Origin of the sequence: Nitrososphaera sp. (assembly GCF_050748925.1) — an archaeon.
Classification (GTDB): Archaea; Thermoproteota; Nitrososphaeria; order Nitrososphaerales; family Nitrososphaeraceae; genus Nitrososphaera.
Genome location: NZ_JBOGQF010000021.1, coordinates 1 through 17,851 on the forward strand (window position 1 = coordinate 1; position 17,851 = coordinate 17,851).

Sequence of the window (17,851 nt, forward strand, 5' to 3'; positions counted from 1 at the left end):
GCGTCGGCGCATTCGCGTCGAGGGAGGCGAACTATATGGTGTCCGGCGTGTCAGAGGCCATGATAGCGCCGGCGCTGAAAAAAATAGTCGCTTCAAACCCGGCCCCTGCCGTCTACCTGAAAACGCACCCGCAGGGCTATTTTAAAAAGACGACTCCCCGGATCCGCGTGCAGATTGTCTGCAAGGGAAGCGACCTTGAAGAAGTGGAAAAGAGGCTCGCGCGCATTTCAAGGCAGATGCTCGGGCAGATAGTAAAGCTGGGCGGCAGGCTCCAATGATAAAGTGGATAGCTGCAGGCATTGCAGCAGGTGCGACAAGCGCGCTCTACCTTGCCTACACGTATCACCCTATCCTTCTGCACGGCGCAATCCACGCGGCGATTTTCGCGTCAGGGTTGATAGCGGCATATTTTGCAAAATCGCTGACGGCGAAAAAGGCCGGATATTATATCGCAGGCGCGCTGCCCGTGCACCTTGCGATACACTTTGTCGTGATAAGGGACCTTCAGTTCACGGGCGTGAGCCACTTGCTGAACTTTTTATCCTTGCCGTGAACCGCGGCCTCAAACAGCACCTTCAGCTGCCTTGTGATTTTTCCGGGCCTGCCGCTGTCCCTGCCCACCACGCGGCTGTCTATCTCGCCCACCGGCTTGATCTCGGCGGCGGTCCCCGTGAGGAACACCTCGTCTGCCGTGTACAATTCGTCGCGCGTTATGTTGGCCTCGCGGCACGCAATGCCGTTTTCCCTAGCAATCGCCATGACGCTTTCCCGGGTGATGCCGGCAAGCGCGCCTGACGACGAGGGCGGCGTGACCAGTTCGTCGTTTTTGGCGATAAAGATGTTCTCGGCGCTTGCCTCCACCACCATGCCAGAAGGGTTCAGCATTATCGCCTCGTCAAATCCTGCCTTTATCGCCTCCACCCGGGCAAGGGCAGAGTTGGCATAGTTGGCAGTCGCCTTGGCGTGAGTCGGCATCGTCTTTGGGTCAAGGCGCGCCCACGCCGACACCATCAGCCGGGCGCCCTTTTCCTCGCCGCCTGTCTTTATGTACTCGTCCCACTTCCACGCCGCGATTGCAATCGACACTTTATTGGGCATCGGGTTGACGCCCATCTTGCCATAGCCGTAGAACGCGATTGGCCGGATGTAGCACTCGTCCATTCCGTTTGCCTTTACCGTTTCAATAACAGCCTGCTCCAGCTGCGGGCGCGTAAAGCCGAGGTCCATGAAATAGATCTTGCCGCTGTCGACGAGCCGCTGCATGTGATCCTGTAATCTAAAGATGGCGCTGCCGCCATTCGCCGTCTTGTAGCAGCGGATGCCTTCAAAGACGCCGGTGCCATAGTGCAGGCCATGCGTCAGCACGTGGATCTTGGCCTCGTCGTGGTTTACGAGCGAGCCGTTGAACCAGATCTTGCCCTCTGTCATTTCGACGCACCGTGTATCCTGTTGCGGGTGGCGTGTATCGCCTTGACCGCCTCGGCGACGCTTGCGCCCTTGTCCTCGAGCACTATCAGTATCCTCGAAGTCTCTTCCTGCGCGTCCAGGTTGAGGATGTTGATGTCGTGCTCGCTCACCGTGCTCGACGCGGTCGACGCTATTTTCGGAACGCGCCACATCTCGTCGCCGATGAGCGTCACCACTGCCCTGCCGTAGACGACCTCGGTCTTGGGATAGTATGCCCTGAAATGGCGCTCGTGCCTCCTGACGTACTCGGCGTCGAGGAACAGCATGCGCGTCATCTCGGTGTCGTCCTTGACGTAGGGCGACAGCTTTACAAACTCGTGGTACTGCTTGTCCCGCTCCAGGTTTGCGACGAGGTGCGAGGCGGAGATGGCCTCCATCCTCACTATGGCGCAGTTCTTTTTGCCCGTCACTATCTTTATGGGGTTTGACTCGCCTCCGGTGGGCGGATTGCGCTTGATGGTTGTGACGCTCGACGGCTTGGTCATGTCCGTGATGACTATGGGGATGTCAAGGTCGTTGTCGTCTATCTCTTTAATCGCAATCGGGTCGAGGATCTTCATGCCAAACATGCCGGCTATCCTCGCCTCGTTGTACGACAGATAGTTGACGAAATCGAGCCCTTCCTTTACTATCTTGGGGTCGGCGCTCAGCACAGCGCTGTCTTTTTCAAACGATATCTTGGTATCATATTTGTCAGAGAGTATGATGGCAATGTCGGCCGCCGTCCTGTCGGTCCCCCCTCTTTCATAGGTGGTCTCGAGCCCGTCGGTGGTCTTGCCGATGAACCCACCCATGGACACGACGTCGTTTTTCTCTATCAGTTCAATCAGGTGGCCGGCGCTCTGCCTCGACTCGGCCGGCATAAAGTTGGCGGCCTCGAAATTGTCGTCGGTGACGATTGGCCAGTGCTCTATCGGGACGTGGGCGGCCTTTATCCCGTGCGCCCTCATCACGTAGGCCATGAGGTACGACATCGTGACCTCGCCGCTGTACGCGAGGGCGCGGGACCGTATCACGTCGACAAAGCGCCTGTTCTCGGCAGCCACTTTTAATGAAATTATCACCTGGCGGTAAAACTTGTCCAGTTGCGCAAGGAACTCTTTGTTGCCGGCGTCGTCGAGGTACTTGGTCGCAATGCGCTCGTAGACGTCCCTCAGCACCTCTATTTCCACCGGGTTTGATGACGCATAGTTCCTGCCCACCTTTATCGCGACGTCGGTCATCGAGCTGACCTTGCCGTCGTACTCGATGAGAGGGGCGGAAAAGACGGCGACCACCTTGGACTCTTGCGTCAATTGCTTTAGCCGGTCCATTATCCTGGGGACGAGTACGCCGTCGGCTCCAAGTGCGCTGCCGCCAAACTTGGCGACCGTTATGGAAGTCAAGTGAAGGCTAGAGCATGCTGCACCCTATATTAAAGATGGGGCATGCGAGTTTTTGCTAAAAGATACTATTGGACGCCGAGGGCAAAGTGTAATAAAAGTCGCGCTCTGATAATACCAAAATAATACCGCTAAAGGGGATCCTCCTGGGAATCATATACAGCTTTTTGCAGCCGTTTCTTCTGGTTCCTCTGACTATAGTCATCGTGTGAGTGATTTTGTATTTTTTCTCAGGCTTGGCCGACACCTTTGCTCCAATCGTCGTAACGATATCCGGGATTGGCTTGCCGGCATTGGTAGTGATTTTGAAAAGCAAACGCGGCTGTCAGGTGATTAAAAGAAAAACTCTCTGAGGTTCTTGCCGTATTCCACGTAAACCTTGAGGCAGCAAAGCATCTGCGTCCAGCCCATGCAGTTGCCGTATGACGCATCCAGAGACTCTTGATTTTCCTTGTTCCAGCCGGATTCGCTGATCTTGACCAGCGTCGAGATGTTGTCAAGGGCCTCAAAGTTCATCTCCATCCGGTTATTGCCGCCTTCGGTGTTGGTCCATTCGAGCACGATCTTTTTGTTCATGACTACCTGCTTGACATGGACGGGAAAAGCGCCGGGGAAATCGGCAAAGTCCCATGTGACTGTTTTTCCTTCATCGAGAGGACCGCTGGCGCCGCCGGTCGTAAAATATCCGCTGAGCTTTTTTGGGTTATAGACCGCGTCAAACACCTCGGCGACTGGCTTTTTGATCTTTCCCTGCACTTCAAATCGCAGTTTCACGGCCTGTTCCTCCTGACAGTTTAATAATGGTACATGTTATATAAATGTAACATGTCAAGAGACAGCAGGCACGATTTGATTTTAAAGGCTCTTGGCGATGCGCGTAGGCGCGAAATGCTCGACTTGCTCCGGAAAAAGCCCAGGACGACGGGGGAGGTGTGCGATCACTTCAAGAAACTGGACCGGTGCACCGTGATGCAGCATCTGGGCGTCTTGGAAAGGGCGGATTTGATCATAGCAAAGCGCAGGGGCCGCTATCGCTGGAACTATATCAACCCTCTTCCAATCAAGGAGCTTTATGACCGCTGGATCTGCAGCTACTCTGCTGGAGCCGTCGACCTGCTTGCCAGAATGAAAAGCGAGATTGAAAAATAATCTCGGCATCAGCGACGTAGATATAGCGCAATAGCTAACGACATGCGTTGCAAGAAGCTGACCTTTGCATAAGATGCGGCGGCCAGATGGTGCACACCGGCTTCAAGATATACCGGTGCCAGAACTGCGGCCACGAGGAAAAGCCGGAAGACGTCATGTAGCGTCAACGAGTTTGCGTAGCGACTCTGCGGTCTGGTCCATTGCCTTCTCCCACATCGCGGCTACCTGCTGCTCCTGCGCTGGATCGAGGGCCTCGAATTCGTGCGCCCAGTCAATTTCTGCAGAGCCATCCTTGGCTTTAACTGCAAATTTGCCTTGGCTGTTCCTTACCGGCAGCGGGCCCGACTCGATCTCATAGCTATATGACCTGCTGCCGCCGGAATAGTTGATGATTTTTTCGTGCTGAACCGTGCCGTTTGCAAAAGTGCAGATACGTCTTTCGCCTTGCACCTTGACATCTGTCACACCTGGTATCCACTTGTCTACGGCTGCAAGGTTGCCAAGGACGCTCCACGTTTTTCCGGCGACGCAGCAACCTTGATCGTCCTGTAAAACTTTGGCATGTCCTAAGAGCTGATTCCAAACGCCTTTGCGAATTCGCGCGGGTCATAGTATACCCTCTGCTCTGCGATGCGGTCTCCGGACACTCTTATCCAGTCTGCTATGGTGACAGAAAAAGCTCCTCCTGAAGGCGTGCGCAGATCCAGCTCGTATATGGAGCACACGTCGCCCCCGTTCTCGAACTGTTTAAGCATCCTCCACTCTTTATGGGACTTTAGGAATGGCCCCACCATTTCGATATAGTTCTTTGCGCCGGATGCCCGGATAAGCGGGCCGGAAAAGCCCATGTCATCTGTCAGCATCTCTTTCAGGCCATCAGTCGTGTTCTTGTTGTTGGTCAAGTCGTAAAACCTGTTTGTCAATTCGAGCGCCTTGCCCATGGATGCTTCCCGTCTGCTGAATTAATAAATACAAAAGTCCTGAACTGGTGAGCGGATTAACATTTGTTAAGCGCGCAGCCTAGAACGACGCGGGGTTCCGGCCGCAGACTTGCTGAAAGCTGGACGCCTTGCCATCGATGAAGATTTCAGGCGCGTGTTTCATAGAAAAGGCAGACATCTGCTCAAGTATCGGGAGCAGGTCCTTTCCCTTTTCTGTCAGGTTGTATTCCACCCTGACCGGCGTTTCCGGGTAGACTTTTCTTTCTACCAGCGCGTTCTTTTCCATCTCCCGGAGGCGCGTCGAAAGGGTATTGGGGTTTATGCCCTCCACCGAATGCAAGAACTCGTTAAACCGTTTTTGTTTTTGATAAAGCATGTCCCTCAGTATGTGCACGGTAAACTTTTTTCCCACGATCCGAAAGGTGTTGTCGATCGGGCATCTCTTTAGCTCTGCCGGAGGGGCAAATGCCTGGCTGCTGGTGTCGTCCATGCTTATGGTCAGGTTCGCTGTAACTTAAGTTTTCATAGCTGATGCGGAAAACTGAGCGCGGGACTACTCATCCGGCAAGAATACCTCGTTGCTGCCGCTCACCGCAAGCCCGGGCACCGGGCCGCCGCCTATGACGTAAATCTTGTTGTCAAGGGCCACGGCTGCAAGGCCGTGCCGGGCGGTGGGCATCTTCGGCTCTGACGTCCACCTGCCGTTTGATGGATCGTACTTTTCGTTGTTGGGAAAGGTGCCGGCCGGCCCCTCGCCTCCAAAAACAAAGATGGCGCCTGAAGATGCGGCGGCTACCCCTCCCCTTTTCGATGGCATTGGCTCCAGCTTGGCCCAGCTGCCAAGCGCGGGATCATATGCCTCGTTTGCGTCCAGGTTTGAGGCAAGACTGTCGATCCTGCCGCCCATGGCGTACAGCTTGCCGCCAAGCGACGCCGACGCAAGGTGCTGCCTTGGGGTAGGCATTGGCGCCTTTTTCTCCCAGCCGCCTTCTGGATCGTAAACTTCGTTTGCTGCCAGCGGGGCGCTCCCGAAAAAGCTCGTGCCGCCTACCGCATAGAGCGCGCCGTCGACGAAACTCGCAGCCAGGGCACCCCGCGCCGTGGGCATGGGGTCAAGGTCGCTCCACTCATCGCTGCCAGGCTGGTAGACGAGCAGTCTGTCTGACGCGCTGCCGTCGCTGTAATAGCCGCCGACGACGTACAATTTTCCGTTATACGACGCCGCTGCCGCATGGTGCAGGGGTTCAGGGAGGCTTGCCGAGTTGCTCCACTTGTCAGCCTGTGGGTCGTACACTTCAACCGTTGCGACCGCCTCTCCTGCGCCGTCAAAGCCGCCAATGACGTATATCTTGCCGTCCAAAAATGCGCCCGTCACCTCGGTCCTCGGCGTCGGCATGTCTTTGCCCGCAATCCAAGCCGCAGGGTCGTTATTGGTTGCCGGCAGGAAGGCAAAAGCTGCAATCGCCGCAACTGCTGCGATGGCGACGATGGCAGCAGTGTGCCAGCGGGCGACCATGCGCAACCTACACATCTGGCGCTAATCTAGTTGCCGATTGCCGAGATTATCTTGGCAGCTTTTAGCGCGCTCGACACGTCTGGTGCGTTATTTCGCCTGCCAATTTTTTTCTATTCTGCAGCATTAGCGGCATATATCGTCATTTGAATGATAACAGTAATTCGTACTAGCCTGAGCGTTCCAGCAGTATGAATTCCCTGCCAGGGTCAGGACTGTCGTTTGTAGGCGTCCCAATTATCTCGCCCGTGTTTTTCTCCTTCCAGTAATAGTTATCAATGCTCGGAACGGTAATCGTTTCGCCTGTCGCAGGATCTCTTTCTTCATGCGTCCCGCGGATATACTCGGAAAACATCGCACTTGACTTCTCCCTTATTTCGTCGTTGGATCTTGCCATATCTGTGGCTTGGCCACCCATTCTTTCTATTTCAGCAAGAACCCACCTTTCATCGGCCCTGAAAGTAAGAATAGAATTTAATGCCACTCGAATGACATCTGTAAATTTATCCTCCGGACCAGCCACTGCAATAAGAGTTACTTCCCAGGTAGCGATATCACCTGATGGCCCGGGATATCCCGCAGTCTGCAGACCGACGTAAAGTCTGTTTGACTGGCCCTCTTTGGTAGTGTAGGAAAAGAGATATTCGCCAGCAGAACCTGCTGTCGCGGTTTGCGGGATGCTCTCAGGGATTTTTCCAGAATTCATCAGCTGTATGTCAGAAGAGAGCTTTTCTTGGAGCTCCGGTATGTAGATTTCCTGAACATACTGGTCTGCAGTACGATATGTTAGATTAATTGTCGCACCCTGCTGATACCACGAGCCTTCAGGCCCGGAAACAGGAGTGACATATCTTATCCCCCTGGGCATCTCTATTGCTATCCCCTGAGTTGCATCCGGCGAGGCAGCCGTCATCGCGACTGCAGGAATCCCAAGCGGCCTATTTACAAAGGCTTGAGCTTGCCAGCCTGCTGGGATCAGCATCGTGAAAGCACCCTCGGAAGGCTCTCTGTAGAATTGATAAGCAACAAATGTGCCTGTTGCCGAGGTGCTGCTGCCACCATTCTCTGTCGATCTCGGTTCTTCCTCGTTTGGTTCAGGTTGCTGTCCACCTTGTGGCGGCGTGTTTGTACCATCGCCGCCTATCATCGGAGCCGAAGCGCTGCTACCCGGCTGATCTTCTTTGACACTGTCGTCAGCGCCGCTGTTGTTGCTCGATGTCAAACTGAAAGCGATGACAAGCCCGATTGCTACCGCGACGGCTGCCCCGATACTAGCAATCAGGATGGTTTTCATTCAAGCCGCCAATATAAATAATCTTTCATTTACATAAATATACCGAAAGAATTCTTCCGGATTAAGAAATTAGTAAAATAATTTGCAATATGACCGTGCCTTTTTAAAAATAATGAACTTCTTGACCTGCAGATCGCGCATGTTTAATTATGTGCTTTATCTACAGGATCTTTGACCGAGAGTGCCCTCAGCCTCAAAGCAAGGCTTGGCATATTTTGTTCATGGTTGTAGTGAGGGCTCCGGGCATCTCTGGAGTTGAACAGGGAAACGGTGATGATTGCATAATTGAATAACATAGGCACACAACCTGAAGCAATCAAAGAATCTGAGGCGATGGCCATCGCTTGAAAATTTCTTCATTTCTGCGCGACACTTCATATTTGTGGACAACAAAAGGGTTCATCCTTTTTTTATGCCCCTGGTAGCGGTCGCGGATATCGACCAAATACTGGGTCAGCTGGTTTTGCGCCAAGCGATACCGCCCTTTACGCCCATAGTTTCTGATTTCTTGGTATCAGCCATTTCAATTGCAGCTTTTGCCATTCAGGCTATTCTGATATTCATACTGTATCGAATGATAAGGAAAGTGCGGCTGGGGAGGATGATTAATCGTATTTCCCTGATCTTTAGCGCAACGCAGCTCACCATAATCTCGCTCTTTACTTTCACGATCGTCCAGTTCCTCTTGTTTTCATACTATCACACGGCAGTACCTGCATTAGGAGAGCAACTCGCATATTTTTGGGCCATCTTTCTTACAGGATTACTGGCGGCGCGTCTACTAACATGGTTTAGATCGAGCAGGGAAATTACGATGCTACTCTACGGATTGTTTGCCGTTTTCTTAACTCTGTATATGGTTACTCGCACTTTTGCAAGAACACAATTACTCCTAGATTTAAATCCCATTATGGACTCTCAATCTCATCCTTTCAATAGTATTGGAGGGGTTCCTTACTTCATTCAACTTGTCAATGCCGAGGCGGTATTGGACATCCTGGGTTTTCTATCAATCTGGTCGGCAAGTATTCTTCTTCTTTTGCACTATACCAGGAAGCTAGGAAAAGGCGTGGTGATTTCTGCGTGTGCACTTCCAGTTGTGCCTCCGACCATAGCATACGTCGTCCTTGTGCTAATTTATGCAACCAACGCGGATGAGGCAGCTGACACGTTTTTTAAGGTAGGGACCATAACTTTTCTGCTACAAGGGTTAGCCAGCGGAATTATTTTCGGTCTCCCATTTCTGCTAATTGGCTCAAAACTGAAAGGAAATACGCTAGTCGTAAGAAAGTATTTGCTGATCGCATTTGCAGGCATGGTTCTTTTTCATGTTACAAATCTCTCAGCCTTGGAATTTACCCTATTTCCTCCATATGGCTTTGCTTCAGTCAGCAGCCTTCCCATATCGGCCTATGTCTTGTTCATAGGCATCTATCTTTCTGTGGCAGTCGTGGCAAGCGACGTCAATCTTCGTGCAAATATCAGAAAACTTTTGGTAGAAGACCCGAAGATCCTGAACCAGCTGGCAGATGCAGAAATGCAAAAACAAATGCATCAACACATAAAGACGCTCCTCATCAAGGCAGAAGCGATTCAACGAGTAGGACTGGATAAATCCTCGCTTGAATCCCTAAGCGAAGAAGAAATTAAGGATTACATATCAGACGTGATGGAAGAAATTCACGGATCACGTAAGAACGCATGATCGGTAGCGGCGTATGTTACGTTCGTACGTGCCACCGGGCTCTTTAGCCAATTTCAGGCCAAATAGAAGGGACAAACAAAATCCCCCACCCGAACGTATGTACATATCTTTTTTGGTGACACAAAAAATAACTATTTGTAAACGTCGATCACCGCGTCAGCCTCTTGCTATTGGCCATGACGTTGTCAAAGTCGCCATAAACGTCCCACCAGCTGCGGAGTTGATTGCCCTGATACTCCTTTGCATTGTTTATGCCCGGCAAATTCTGCCAATTCCAGATCATATAGTTCAGAGGGGGATTATCAGAGTCAGAATTATCAGTACACCCCCAGTTTTCACAGCTAATTTCAGACAATTCTCCCAATCCATCAGGGTCCCAATCAAGGCAATCTGACGGCTGTGGAGTCGGATTGCCTCTATCATATTCAAATCTGGCGTTCGGTGGATTGTGAACGCTGCCACATCTGCCGTCGACATCAAGTGTTTGCGGATAATTGGGCCCCTGGAATTTGTCTCTGAAAATGTTGTCGATGTCGACAGCATCGAGTTCAGCTTCAACCTGGTGACCCCAGTTTTCCAGAGCCTCTGCAGTTCCTCTGGCGTAATTGAAAGTATATACAATATACGTGCTGCCACAGACAGGCATATCGTTAAACCTAAAGCTGTTGCTTATGTCTCCAAAAGGCCCCGACATTCTTGATTCCGAAATTGCCAATTTTTCAACGGGAAACCCCTGGTACGCCCATATCCATACCTCTTTGATATTGTTGTTATCTACATAGTTACAAATATCATGGCTATTCATTATCCCCGGGTAGTCAGGGTAGAGAGGAAGCCCGGGCCTTGGCGCAATCGGGACGGGCTCCTGATGTTCAATGGTATCAGAAATATGGTAGACAATTGCTGGCTCTGCAGACGGGTCTTTGTAACCTAAATAGCTGGTTGCTTCTGCCGTGACAGATACCAGATTATTCGTCACGTCTATGGTCTTTTGTTTTATTTGCTGGTATGTTACCCCCTCAAGAAACGTTTCGCCAGTTGCATCAACGTCGACCGTCCCTTCCTCTGTAAGGGGAAAGTAACTGATAACCAATACATTGACATCGTAGCTTTTGTCCCCTCCACTCCCAGCTAGTTCACAGTTCTTTCTTTTTGTATCTCCTTGCTCGGGATTAAAGTCCGTGATAGTGTCTGTTCCCGGACCGCAGTCAAAGCGGTCTGCGCCAGGACCGCCAGACAGCCTGTCGTCGCCTTTGCCACCAAATATCTTGTCGTCCCCTTCGTTGCCGAAAATTACGTCGTCTCCACGAAGGCCTCTTAGCTCGTCGGAGTCTGATGTGCCGTTAAGGGTATCGCCTCCATTTGTACCTGTTATTTTATCAGCCCGTGCGTTTGTAGCCACCGGCATTAGTCCAAGCAATAACAGCGATATTGCAATGGTGCTGGCTAACGAGACAGAACGAAACAGGCGTTCTCGCTTTGCCATGAGTCTTTAAGCCAAGTGTTGTATTAAACAATACATGATGAGACAATCCGGCATGGGTCCGCTGCAGCCAAAACGCGAAACAATGATCGGTATCATTGGTTAATCAACGTAAAACGTCAGATGAAGGAGAGCTATACGCCCCAAGGCGCCAATGGGGGTATTTTGCGTGGATCAATATCGCGGGCAAAAAATCACACGCCAGAAAAAGAAGGCAATTCTTATCATCAGCTTTGTGACATATCAATAGATGGCTGAGCTAGGCATAGAGGCGATTTCGCCATTGGAGAAGCAATCGGTATAATTGCCACTTTTTTCATAGTTCTGTACTTCTCTAGAAGAGAAATGCAAAGTGCCAGAATAGATCTTGAAACTAAAGTCCTGAACGATCTGGATGACAAACTGCAGGGGGTAATAGATACAATTGTTCACAAGCCGATCCTCGCCAAGGTAGTTGACAAGGATAACAAGGCAACCCAATCGGAAGAGATGGCGTTTGCATACGCTATTTTGTACATGTGTGCCCATGCCTTTCATATGCGCCAGAGAAAGGTGCTTAGCGACAATGAATGGAAAGGCTGGCTGCGGTGGATGAGAACCACTTTTTCGCGGGGGACAATAAGCGAATACTGGAATAGTGACATAGACCCCAGGGATTGGTTCGATCCAGCTTTTGAGGACTTTATCAACAACGAAATCATCGGCAAGAAAATGCGTGAATGAATCGCTCATGAACGGACTTTCGGCGGCGCAGGGGATGGACCGCGTACTAATTTAGCTGCTGATTGACGAGATTATTTTTGCGGCCCTTTGCGCGCCCAACGCGGCTGCCATGTTGTTGCGCTTGCCAATCTTTTCTTCCATTAATGATTCCAGCCGGAATACGTCGTCGTACTTGTAGCCAAGGCGTGCCGCGCCCTGTTCCTGCTCAAAGTGGCCCTTGATTGGGATAAAGATGCCGGGCGTGCCATAGGCAATTGACTCGTCCATCGTTGACCTGCCGGCAAGCGACACGACGAGATCGGCGGCGCAAATTAACTCGTGCAGATTGTCTACAAAACCCAGGTTGCGATAGTCGCCTGACTCGGCCAGTTGCAACGACGGCCCCGGCACTATCACTAAATCAGCATCCAGCCGGCTTGCGACCTTGCGGTACGCTTCAATCGATTTTTCGATGAGATAGCGGCCCGTGTCCATGCCCCCGACGCTCACCACTATTGTTTTTCTCGTGAAATTAAAGTGGGCGCGCAGCTCGTCGCGCCCCGCGCTCAGGTCGCGCACTATGGGTCCAACGTAGCAAAAGTTGTCGCGGTCGTCGCCTTCGTCAGGGATGATTACGCGGTCGCATTTTTTCATCATGTCGCGCATCGAGCCGTTCATCTTTTTCTCTATCAAAGACGCCGCACCTTTTGTAAAGTGCGTCTCCAAAATGTCGGTGACAAGCACCCTTTTCCTCTTCATCTCCTCCGCGACGGCTATCGAGGCAAAGTCCTCGTCGCTCACGACAAGCCCGCCGTGCTTTTGCAAAATACCGGCTGCTATTTCCTTGCATTTTTTATAATACGAGTAATAGGCCATCAGCCACTTGAACGACTGCTGCAGTTGCCCGTTTTCCACGCTGAATTTTTCCGGCCTGTACGCGTCCATGACGGGATAGCCCTTTTTCTCGATTAGCCTGGCTGCACCTTCGCCGGAAACAAACAGCATCTCGCTTTTCGGCGCCGCCAATTTCTCGGCAATGGCAATGTCGCGCGTCGCGTGGCCCAGGCCAATGGGGCTTGCAAAAAACAGCATGCTACATCGAGATTAGCTTGACGTGGTCCATCCTTTTGTTCGACTGGAACTCTTTTGTCATCTTTTTGACGCCCTCGGCGTCGCCCTTCAGCAGGAACACTTCGAGGCACCTGTCGCCGCGAATCTTGCTGTGGAGGTGCGTCTGTATCAGGTCGTCAAAGTCGTGCTTCATGTCGGTCACCTGCTTTTCCGACTCCTCGTTGTGCACGACCATCAAGAGCGCGTGGATGAACCCCATCAGGTCCTGCCGGTCTTTCTCCTCCGCCGCCAGCTGCCGGATGCCGGCCCTCACTATCTCGGACCTGCCAGAGAACCCCAGTGCTTTTTGCAGGATGTCCATCTCTGCCAGGATGTCGCTGTTGAGCGATACGCTTACTATCGGCAACGCGCTATCTTGTTATTAACAACTTTATAAATACTTCCATAGTTGTTAATAATAAAAGTATATATTGTTAATAATCCAGATAAGGGTTGCTTGAACCAGCAAAGGGCCGCGCTTGCCGCCATCGCAGTGGTCGTCCCGCTTGCCATGGTTGCCACGCTTTACACGGGCGCCACGCCGCAGGAGGCAGGCAGTGCTGGAAACATGACAAGGGTCGTGACCTCGTTTTACCCTCTCTACGACTTTGCCTCTCACGTCGCCGGGGACCGGGCGGAGGTGTCGAGCCTGGTCCCGCCGGGCATAGAGCCTCACGACTGGGAGCCAACCCTCGGCGACGTGAACAGGGCAAGGTCAGCCGACATGCTGGTGATAAACGGCGCCGGCTTTGAAAGCTGGGCGGACGGCATCGGTGCAAAGAGAATAGTCAACACGAGCGAGGGCATCGAGCTAGCAGGCGTCGACCCGCATATCTGGCTCGACCCGGTCCTTGCCAAAGAGCAGGTGGAGAGCATCAGGGCCGCGCTGGCGCTCGTCGACCCCGAAAATGCAGGGCATTACAATGAAAACGCTGCCGCCTATGCGGCAGAGCTGGACTCACTTGACAGCTTTATCAGAGCCGAGCTTGCCACATGCGAGAAGTCGGACTTTATCGCGTTCCACGATGCATTCAGCAGGTTTGCAGAGCGGTACGGCCTCGATCAGCACGCAATACACGACATATCGCCGGAAGGCGAGGTGCTGCCCCAGCGCCTCCAGCATGTGATAGAGCTTGCCGGTGAACTAGGCATCAACGTCATCTACTCGGAAGACATGGTTGACGGCCGGCTGGCCGAAGTCATTGCAGACGAGATACCAGGCGGCAAGGTATTGATACTGAGCCCCATCGAGGGCGTCGACAAAGAGGAGCTGGCCGCCGGCGCCGGCTACATTGAAAAGATGAAGGAAAACGTGGCGAGCCTGAAGGAGGGGCTGCAATGCGCGTAGTAGAGCTGGAAAACGTCTCGTTTGCGTACGGCGGCACGCTCGTGCTTGACAACATCACGTTTGCAGTAAACAAGGGCGACCTGCTCGGCATGATAGGCCCAAACGGCGCCGGCAAGACGACGCTGTTTTCGTGCATGCTGGGCCTGCTCGGAGGGTACAGCGGCACCATCAGGATCTTTGGAGAGGACATCAAGAAAAACGGCAAGGTGTTCAGCAGGATAGGTTACATACCGCAGCGAAAGGCCATCGACCAGGACTTTCCGGCGACGGTGGAAGAGATAGTGTCCCTTGGCATAGCCGGGCCGCGCAAGGAAAAAAGCGACAGGGAAAGGATCGCCGGCGCGCTGGAGACGGTGGGGCTGTCAGAGGTCGGCGACAGGAGGATAGGCGAGCTGTCCGGCGGCCAGCAGCAGCGCGTTCTCATCGCCAAGGCCGTCGTCAACGACCCCGAACTGCTGATACTTGACGAGCCGGCCACCGGCATCGACCTTGAGACGCAGAACCGCTTTTACGCGCTGCTCAAAAAGCTGAACCAGGAGAGCAAGATAACCATAATCTGGTCGTCGCACGACCTCGACGCGGTGAGCAAGCTCGCAAGCATCGTCGCGTGCATCAACCGCAGCATGTTCTTCCACGGGCAGACCCGCGAGTTCTTTGAAAACCCCGATCTGTTAAAGGCGTACTCGGAGGCGAGCATGCAGGCGCACATGCACCTGCACGACCACCACCCTAGGTGAATGGAATGGTGCTAGAGATCCTGGAATTTGGCTTTATGCAGAGGGCGCTCATCGCCGGCGTCGCCGTCGCGATAACGACTTCTGTGATAGGGCTGTTTCTGGTGCTGAGGCGCAACTCGCTTTTTGGCGACGCTCTTTCGCACGTCGCGTTTGGCGGCATAGCGGTCGGCCTCGTCGCCAACGTCTACCCGCTGTGGACGGGCCTTGCGCTTTCCATACTGGGGGCGCTGGGCATAACGAAGCTGCGCCAGTCGGCCAGGATACCGGCCGACGCGACGGTGGCGATACTGCTGTCGTCCGGCCTTGCCCTTGGCATCCTGATAGTCAGCGCGTCGGGGGGCTTTACGCTGGACCTGTTCAGCTTTCTCTTTGGCAGCATACTGCTTGTCAGCGTCTCCGACACGCTTGCCATACTTGCGATGGCCGGCGCCGTGCTCGCTATTGTGATAGTGCTTTACAAGAAACTCGTGTACATCACGTTTGACGAGGAGCAGGCGAGGGTGAGCGGCCTGCAGATCTCGGCGCTCAACTATCTGTTCGTGGTGCTGGCAAGCGTGACTGCCGTGGTGTCGATGCGCCTGGTCGGCATACTGCTCGTGTCTGCGCTCATCGTCATCCCGAACGTGACGGCGCTCCTGTTCGGCAGGGGATTCAAAAAGACGGCACTCATCTCAGTTGGCATATCGATATTCTCGGTGATAACGGGGATTGCAGTCTCGTACGCGTTCAACCTCGCGCCGGCGGGGGCAATCGTGCTCGTGTCGACGGCGACTTTTATAGTCGTGCTTGCGGCCAGGTACTCTACCAGAAAGCAGCTGGAAGAGCAGGCCAAGGCCTGACCTGTTAAAATACAAGAAGCGCGCAATAAATGCGTGTCCAGGTGTTCGCAGTGCCTCTGCGTCCCGGCAGAGTGCAGCCAGTGCTTCGTATGCGCCAGCCAGGGCTGCTGCGCAAGCGCCCACGCACGGCCACGGTCCAGGGTAGCGCAGTTTTTCAGCCACGCCAGGGGCATGTTTGCAGCGGCGCTTGGCATAGAGGTCCTCTGCATCTCGTTTGCCGAGCTGGGCGAAAACGCCGGCCTCTACGCGTTTGGATTTAACCCTGCCGGCATTGCGATGGCGTACGCGATGGGCTACGCGCTTGCGGGGCTGGCGACGTTTCTCACTATACTTGGCAGGAGCAGGGGGGCAGAGTGCGGCGACGGCTGCTGCTCCATACTTGAAAACGCGGGAAGAAAGGGGTTCTGGCCGAATTTTATGGGGACGATGCGCGATTTTGCAGTGGGCGCAAAAAGGCTCGCCCGCATAGACAGGGAGAAGAACCTGAAGGCGGTGCTAAAGTCGAGCCTCGTGATACTCGTCACTGCCGAGAGCGCCTGCATACTGGCGGCTGAAACCGCCGGCCTGGCGCTCTACCAGTATTCCATCCTGCTGTCAGCCCCGCTTGCGCTCCTCGCAGGGACATCTGTCATTGTCGCGCAGCAGGCTTTCAAAAAGGTCAGGGCGGGCTAGAAGCCGAAATCTCCGCCCATATCGCCGCCGCCAAAGTCTCCGCCGCCGGCGTCGCCGCCACTATCGCTGCCGCCATCCGCCCCGGCCCCGCCGTCGCTGGCGCTCGTGTCTGCCCCGGCGTCGCTGGCCGCGGCGCTTTCAGCTGGCGTTAGCGCAGCTCCCATGAACGACATCATGGACATGAAAAACACGGCGTTCATTATGCCGGAGAACAGCATGAAGGGGAGCCACGACCTGTCAGACCCCATCGCGTTCTGCATCTGCTGCGTCTGGCCGCTTGAGTACCACTGCTGATACTGCTGGAACTTTTTATCGAGCTCTTGCTTTTTCGTGGTGAGCACCCGCATGCCCGTGTCGGTTATCATGATCTCTTGCTTTTTGCCAAAAAAGCTCTTTTTCTCGCTAACGACTATCATGCGCTGGGCCAAAAGGTCGTTTATTACCATCTCGACCTGAGCCTTGCTCAGCTTGGTCACGCTTGCTATCTTGCCTACTGACTTCATGCCCCTCGATATCGCGTCCAGGACCATGAAGTGGTTGGGACTGTCGTTGACGCTTGACATATGGTAACTTGGTCAGATGAGGATTTAAATTATTGCCCGGATCGGCTTTTGCGCTCTTTGTCATAGTGCATGGCCCGGTAAAGCGCGACGATGTTGGCGGCGTTCAGTATCGCGCCTTTCAAGAGCATGCCCTTTATCTTTTCGACGGGCGTAAACTCTATCCTGGCTATCTTTTCCATGTTGCCCAGCTGCAGCCTCCCCTTCTTTTCAAGGCCGTACGCGGCAAAGACATGGCCTGTCTGGACGAACATCGAGTAGTCGAGTGTGTACGACCCTACGCGGACCATCTTTTTTGCGACATAGCCCGTCTCTTCCTCCAGCTCTCTGACTGCGGCCTGCCTCGGAGTTTCCCCCTCGTCGACGTAGCCGGACGGCACCTCTACCTGGTACGAGTCTACAAGGTGGCGGTAGCTCTTGATGGTCAGGATCTTTTTGCCGTCGTCTGAAAACGGCACTATGGTAGAATAGTCGCGCCGCATGCCGCGGATGTACAGCTTGTCAGCCCCGCCCAGGTCGAGCCTGTCCTCGAACACCTTCAGGTAATAGCTGTCATAGACCTGCCTTGACGACTCTAGCTTCCAGCCTTCCGGCGCGTTGTCGAGCACGCTCCCTTGTCTGCATGACCCGCATTAGTAATTTACTCGTGTGACCCGGACCTTGCAGTCCCCTCTTGTGGCTGCCATCAAGCTGCCGGAGACCTTTGCGCCCCCTGCTGTCTGCTATTGAATTTTTTTATAGCACACAGATGCTCCATTGCTGTGCCCAAGTTCCTTTCCGGCGTCAACCAGGGCTGGTTCTCAAATGCCTATGGAGGCGACCTGGGGCGCAACCAGTTCTCGGGGGCAGAGCTCTGGCACTGGCCCCACGCGGATCCCATAGCTTTTGATTTCACCCGCCCCGACCCCAGCCCGCCGGCGCCGCTTGTGAGCCAGCAGCCGCATATGGT

23 protein-coding genes are annotated in these 17,851 nt (G+C 53.6%); 10 read left to right on the plus strand and 13 right to left on the minus strand.

Annotated features, from left to right (window positions below; all coding sequences use genetic code 11):
- Positions 1–278 (plus strand): hypothetical protein (locus tag ACREAY_RS03090; protein ID WP_431754298.1); only part of this gene is annotated, 278 nt, incomplete at its 5' end.
- Positions 275–553: a hypothetical protein gene (locus ACREAY_RS03095; RefSeq protein ID WP_431754299.1), complete on the plus strand. Its 279-nt coding sequence runs from the start codon at positions 275–277 to the stop codon at positions 551–553. The genes ACREAY_RS03090 and ACREAY_RS03095, both read left to right, overlap by 4 nt.
- Here ACREAY_RS03095 and ACREAY_RS03100 read toward each other — a convergent pair.
- The 3 genes from ACREAY_RS03100 to ACREAY_RS03110 form a co-directional block, all read right to left on the minus strand.
- Entirely contained in the window at positions 505–1,428 is a 924-nt protein-coding gene (locus tag ACREAY_RS03100; RefSeq protein ID WP_431754300.1) for a branched-chain amino acid transaminase, read from the minus strand. The genes ACREAY_RS03095 and ACREAY_RS03100 overlap by 49 nt on opposite strands.
- A complete protein-coding gene (locus ACREAY_RS03105; RefSeq protein ID WP_431754301.1) occupies positions 1,425–2,852 on the minus strand; it encodes an aspartate kinase in 1,428 nt (475 codons plus the stop codon). Before ACREAY_RS03105 ends, ACREAY_RS03100 begins: the two co-directional genes overlap by 4 nt.
- A 330-nt stretch (positions 2,853–3,182) precedes the next feature.
- A complete protein-coding gene (locus ACREAY_RS03110) occupies positions 3,183–3,623 on the minus strand; it encodes an SRPBCC family protein (protein ID WP_431754302.1) in 441 nt (146 codons plus the stop codon).
- Positions 3,624–3,674: 51 nt separating this feature from the next.
- Between ACREAY_RS03110 and ACREAY_RS03115 the strand changes: the two genes are divergently transcribed.
- Positions 3,675–3,998, plus strand: coding sequence for an ArsR/SmtB family transcription factor (locus ACREAY_RS03115; RefSeq protein WP_431754303.1), 324 nt, complete (start codon positions 3,675–3,677; stop codon positions 3,996–3,998).
- Positions 3,999–4,151: 153 nt separating this feature from the next.
- Here ACREAY_RS03115 and ACREAY_RS03120 read toward each other — a convergent pair whose 3' ends face one another.
- The 5 genes from ACREAY_RS03120 to ACREAY_RS03140 form a co-directional block, all read right to left on the minus strand.
- A complete protein-coding gene (locus ACREAY_RS03120; protein ID WP_431754320.1) occupies positions 4,152–4,595 on the minus strand; it encodes an SRPBCC family protein in 444 nt (147 codons plus the stop codon).
- A complete protein-coding gene (locus tag ACREAY_RS03125) occupies positions 4,565–4,939 on the minus strand; it encodes a nuclear transport factor 2 family protein (RefSeq protein WP_431754304.1) in 375 nt (124 codons plus the stop codon). The genes ACREAY_RS03120 and ACREAY_RS03125 overlap by 31 nt, the downstream gene beginning before the upstream one ends.
- Positions 4,940–5,018: 79 nt before the next feature.
- The gene (locus tag ACREAY_RS03130) at positions 5,019–5,429 is read right to left on the minus strand and encodes a winged helix-turn-helix transcriptional regulator (RefSeq protein WP_431754305.1); all 411 of its coding nucleotides are present in this window, start codon (positions 5,427–5,429) and stop codon (positions 5,019–5,021) included.
- 63 nt (positions 5,430–5,492) lie between these two features.
- Positions 5,493–6,455, minus strand: a complete 963-nt coding sequence (locus tag ACREAY_RS03135; RefSeq protein ID WP_431754306.1) for a Kelch repeat-containing protein — start codon at positions 6,453–6,455, stop codon at positions 5,493–5,495.
- A gap of 166 nt (positions 6,456–6,621) precedes the next feature.
- Positions 6,622–7,746: a hypothetical protein gene (locus tag ACREAY_RS03140; protein WP_431754307.1), complete on the minus strand. Its 1,125-nt coding sequence runs from the start codon at positions 7,744–7,746 to the stop codon at positions 6,622–6,624.
- Between the two features lie 382 nt (positions 7,747–8,128).
- On the opposite strand from ACREAY_RS03140, the gene ACREAY_RS03145 reads away from it, so the two are divergent.
- The gene (locus ACREAY_RS03145) at positions 8,129–9,451 is read left to right on the plus strand and encodes a hypothetical protein (RefSeq protein ID WP_431754308.1); all 1,323 of its coding nucleotides are present in this window, start codon (positions 8,129–8,131) and stop codon (positions 9,449–9,451) included.
- Positions 9,452–9,599: 148 nt separating this feature from the next.
- On the opposite strand, the gene ACREAY_RS03150 is transcribed toward ACREAY_RS03145, so the two are convergent.
- Entirely contained in the window at positions 9,600–10,937 is a 1,338-nt protein-coding gene (locus ACREAY_RS03150; protein ID WP_431754309.1) for a calcium-binding protein, read from the minus strand.
- A gap of 342 nt (positions 10,938–11,279) precedes the next feature.
- Here ACREAY_RS03150 and ACREAY_RS03155 point away from each other — a divergent pair, with 342 nt between their 5' ends.
- The gene (locus tag ACREAY_RS03155) at positions 11,280–11,657 is read left to right on the plus strand and encodes a hypothetical protein (protein ID WP_431754310.1); all 378 of its coding nucleotides are present in this window, start codon (positions 11,280–11,282) and stop codon (positions 11,655–11,657) included.
- 51 nt (positions 11,658–11,708) lie between these two features.
- On the opposite strand, the gene ACREAY_RS03160 is transcribed toward ACREAY_RS03155, so the two are convergent.
- Both ACREAY_RS03160 and ACREAY_RS03165 read right to left on the minus strand, forming a co-directional pair.
- The gene (locus tag ACREAY_RS03160; RefSeq protein ID WP_431754311.1) at positions 11,709–12,728 is read right to left on the minus strand and encodes a glycosyltransferase; all 1,020 of its coding nucleotides are present in this window, start codon (positions 12,726–12,728) and stop codon (positions 11,709–11,711) included.
- 1 nt (position 12,729) lies between these two features.
- A complete protein-coding gene (locus tag ACREAY_RS03165; protein WP_431754312.1) occupies positions 12,730–13,113 on the minus strand; it encodes a CopG family ribbon-helix-helix protein in 384 nt (127 codons plus the stop codon).
- A 90-nt stretch (positions 13,114–13,203) separates the two neighbouring features.
- On the opposite strand from ACREAY_RS03165, the gene ACREAY_RS03170 reads away from it, so the two are divergent.
- The 4 genes from ACREAY_RS03170 to ACREAY_RS03185 are packed head-to-tail and all read left to right on the plus strand — an operon-like array spanning position 13,204 to position 16,342.
- Entirely contained in the window at positions 13,204–14,094 is an 891-nt protein-coding gene (locus ACREAY_RS03170) for a metal ABC transporter solute-binding protein, Zn/Mn family (RefSeq protein ID WP_431754313.1), read from the plus strand.
- The gene (locus ACREAY_RS03175; RefSeq protein ID WP_431754314.1) at positions 14,085–14,831 is read left to right on the plus strand and encodes a metal ABC transporter ATP-binding protein; all 747 of its coding nucleotides are present in this window, start codon (positions 14,085–14,087) and stop codon (positions 14,829–14,831) included. The genes ACREAY_RS03170 and ACREAY_RS03175 overlap by 10 nt, the downstream gene beginning before the upstream one ends.
- Positions 14,832–14,836: 5 nt before the next feature.
- On the plus strand, positions 14,837–15,670 hold the full coding sequence (locus ACREAY_RS03180; RefSeq protein ID WP_431754315.1) for a metal ABC transporter permease: 834 nt from the start codon (positions 14,837–14,839) through the stop codon (positions 15,668–15,670).
- Between the two features lie 33 nt (positions 15,671–15,703).
- Positions 15,704–16,342, plus strand: coding sequence for a hypothetical protein (locus ACREAY_RS03185; RefSeq protein WP_431754316.1), 639 nt, complete (start codon positions 15,704–15,706; stop codon positions 16,340–16,342).
- Here the strand turns inward: ACREAY_RS03185 and ACREAY_RS03190 are convergent.
- Both ACREAY_RS03190 and ACREAY_RS03195 read right to left on the minus strand, forming a co-directional pair.
- Positions 16,339–16,905 carry a MarR family transcriptional regulator gene (locus tag ACREAY_RS03190; protein WP_431754317.1) on the minus strand — a complete coding sequence of 189 codons (567 nt, stop codon included), beginning with the start codon at positions 16,903–16,905 and terminating at the stop codon, positions 16,339–16,341. The two genes, ACREAY_RS03185 and ACREAY_RS03190, sit on opposite strands and share 4 nt — an antisense overlap.
- A gap of 29 nt (positions 16,906–16,934) precedes the next feature.
- The gene (locus ACREAY_RS03195) at positions 16,935–17,510 is read right to left on the minus strand and encodes an NUDIX hydrolase (RefSeq protein WP_431754318.1); all 576 of its coding nucleotides are present in this window, start codon (positions 17,508–17,510) and stop codon (positions 16,935–16,937) included.
- A 153-nt stretch (positions 17,511–17,663) separates the two neighbouring features.
- Between ACREAY_RS03195 and ACREAY_RS03200 the strand changes: the two genes are divergently transcribed.
- Positions 17,664–17,851, plus strand: a 188-nt coding sequence (locus ACREAY_RS03200) for a hypothetical protein (protein WP_431754319.1), incomplete at its 3' end; no start/stop codon positions are given.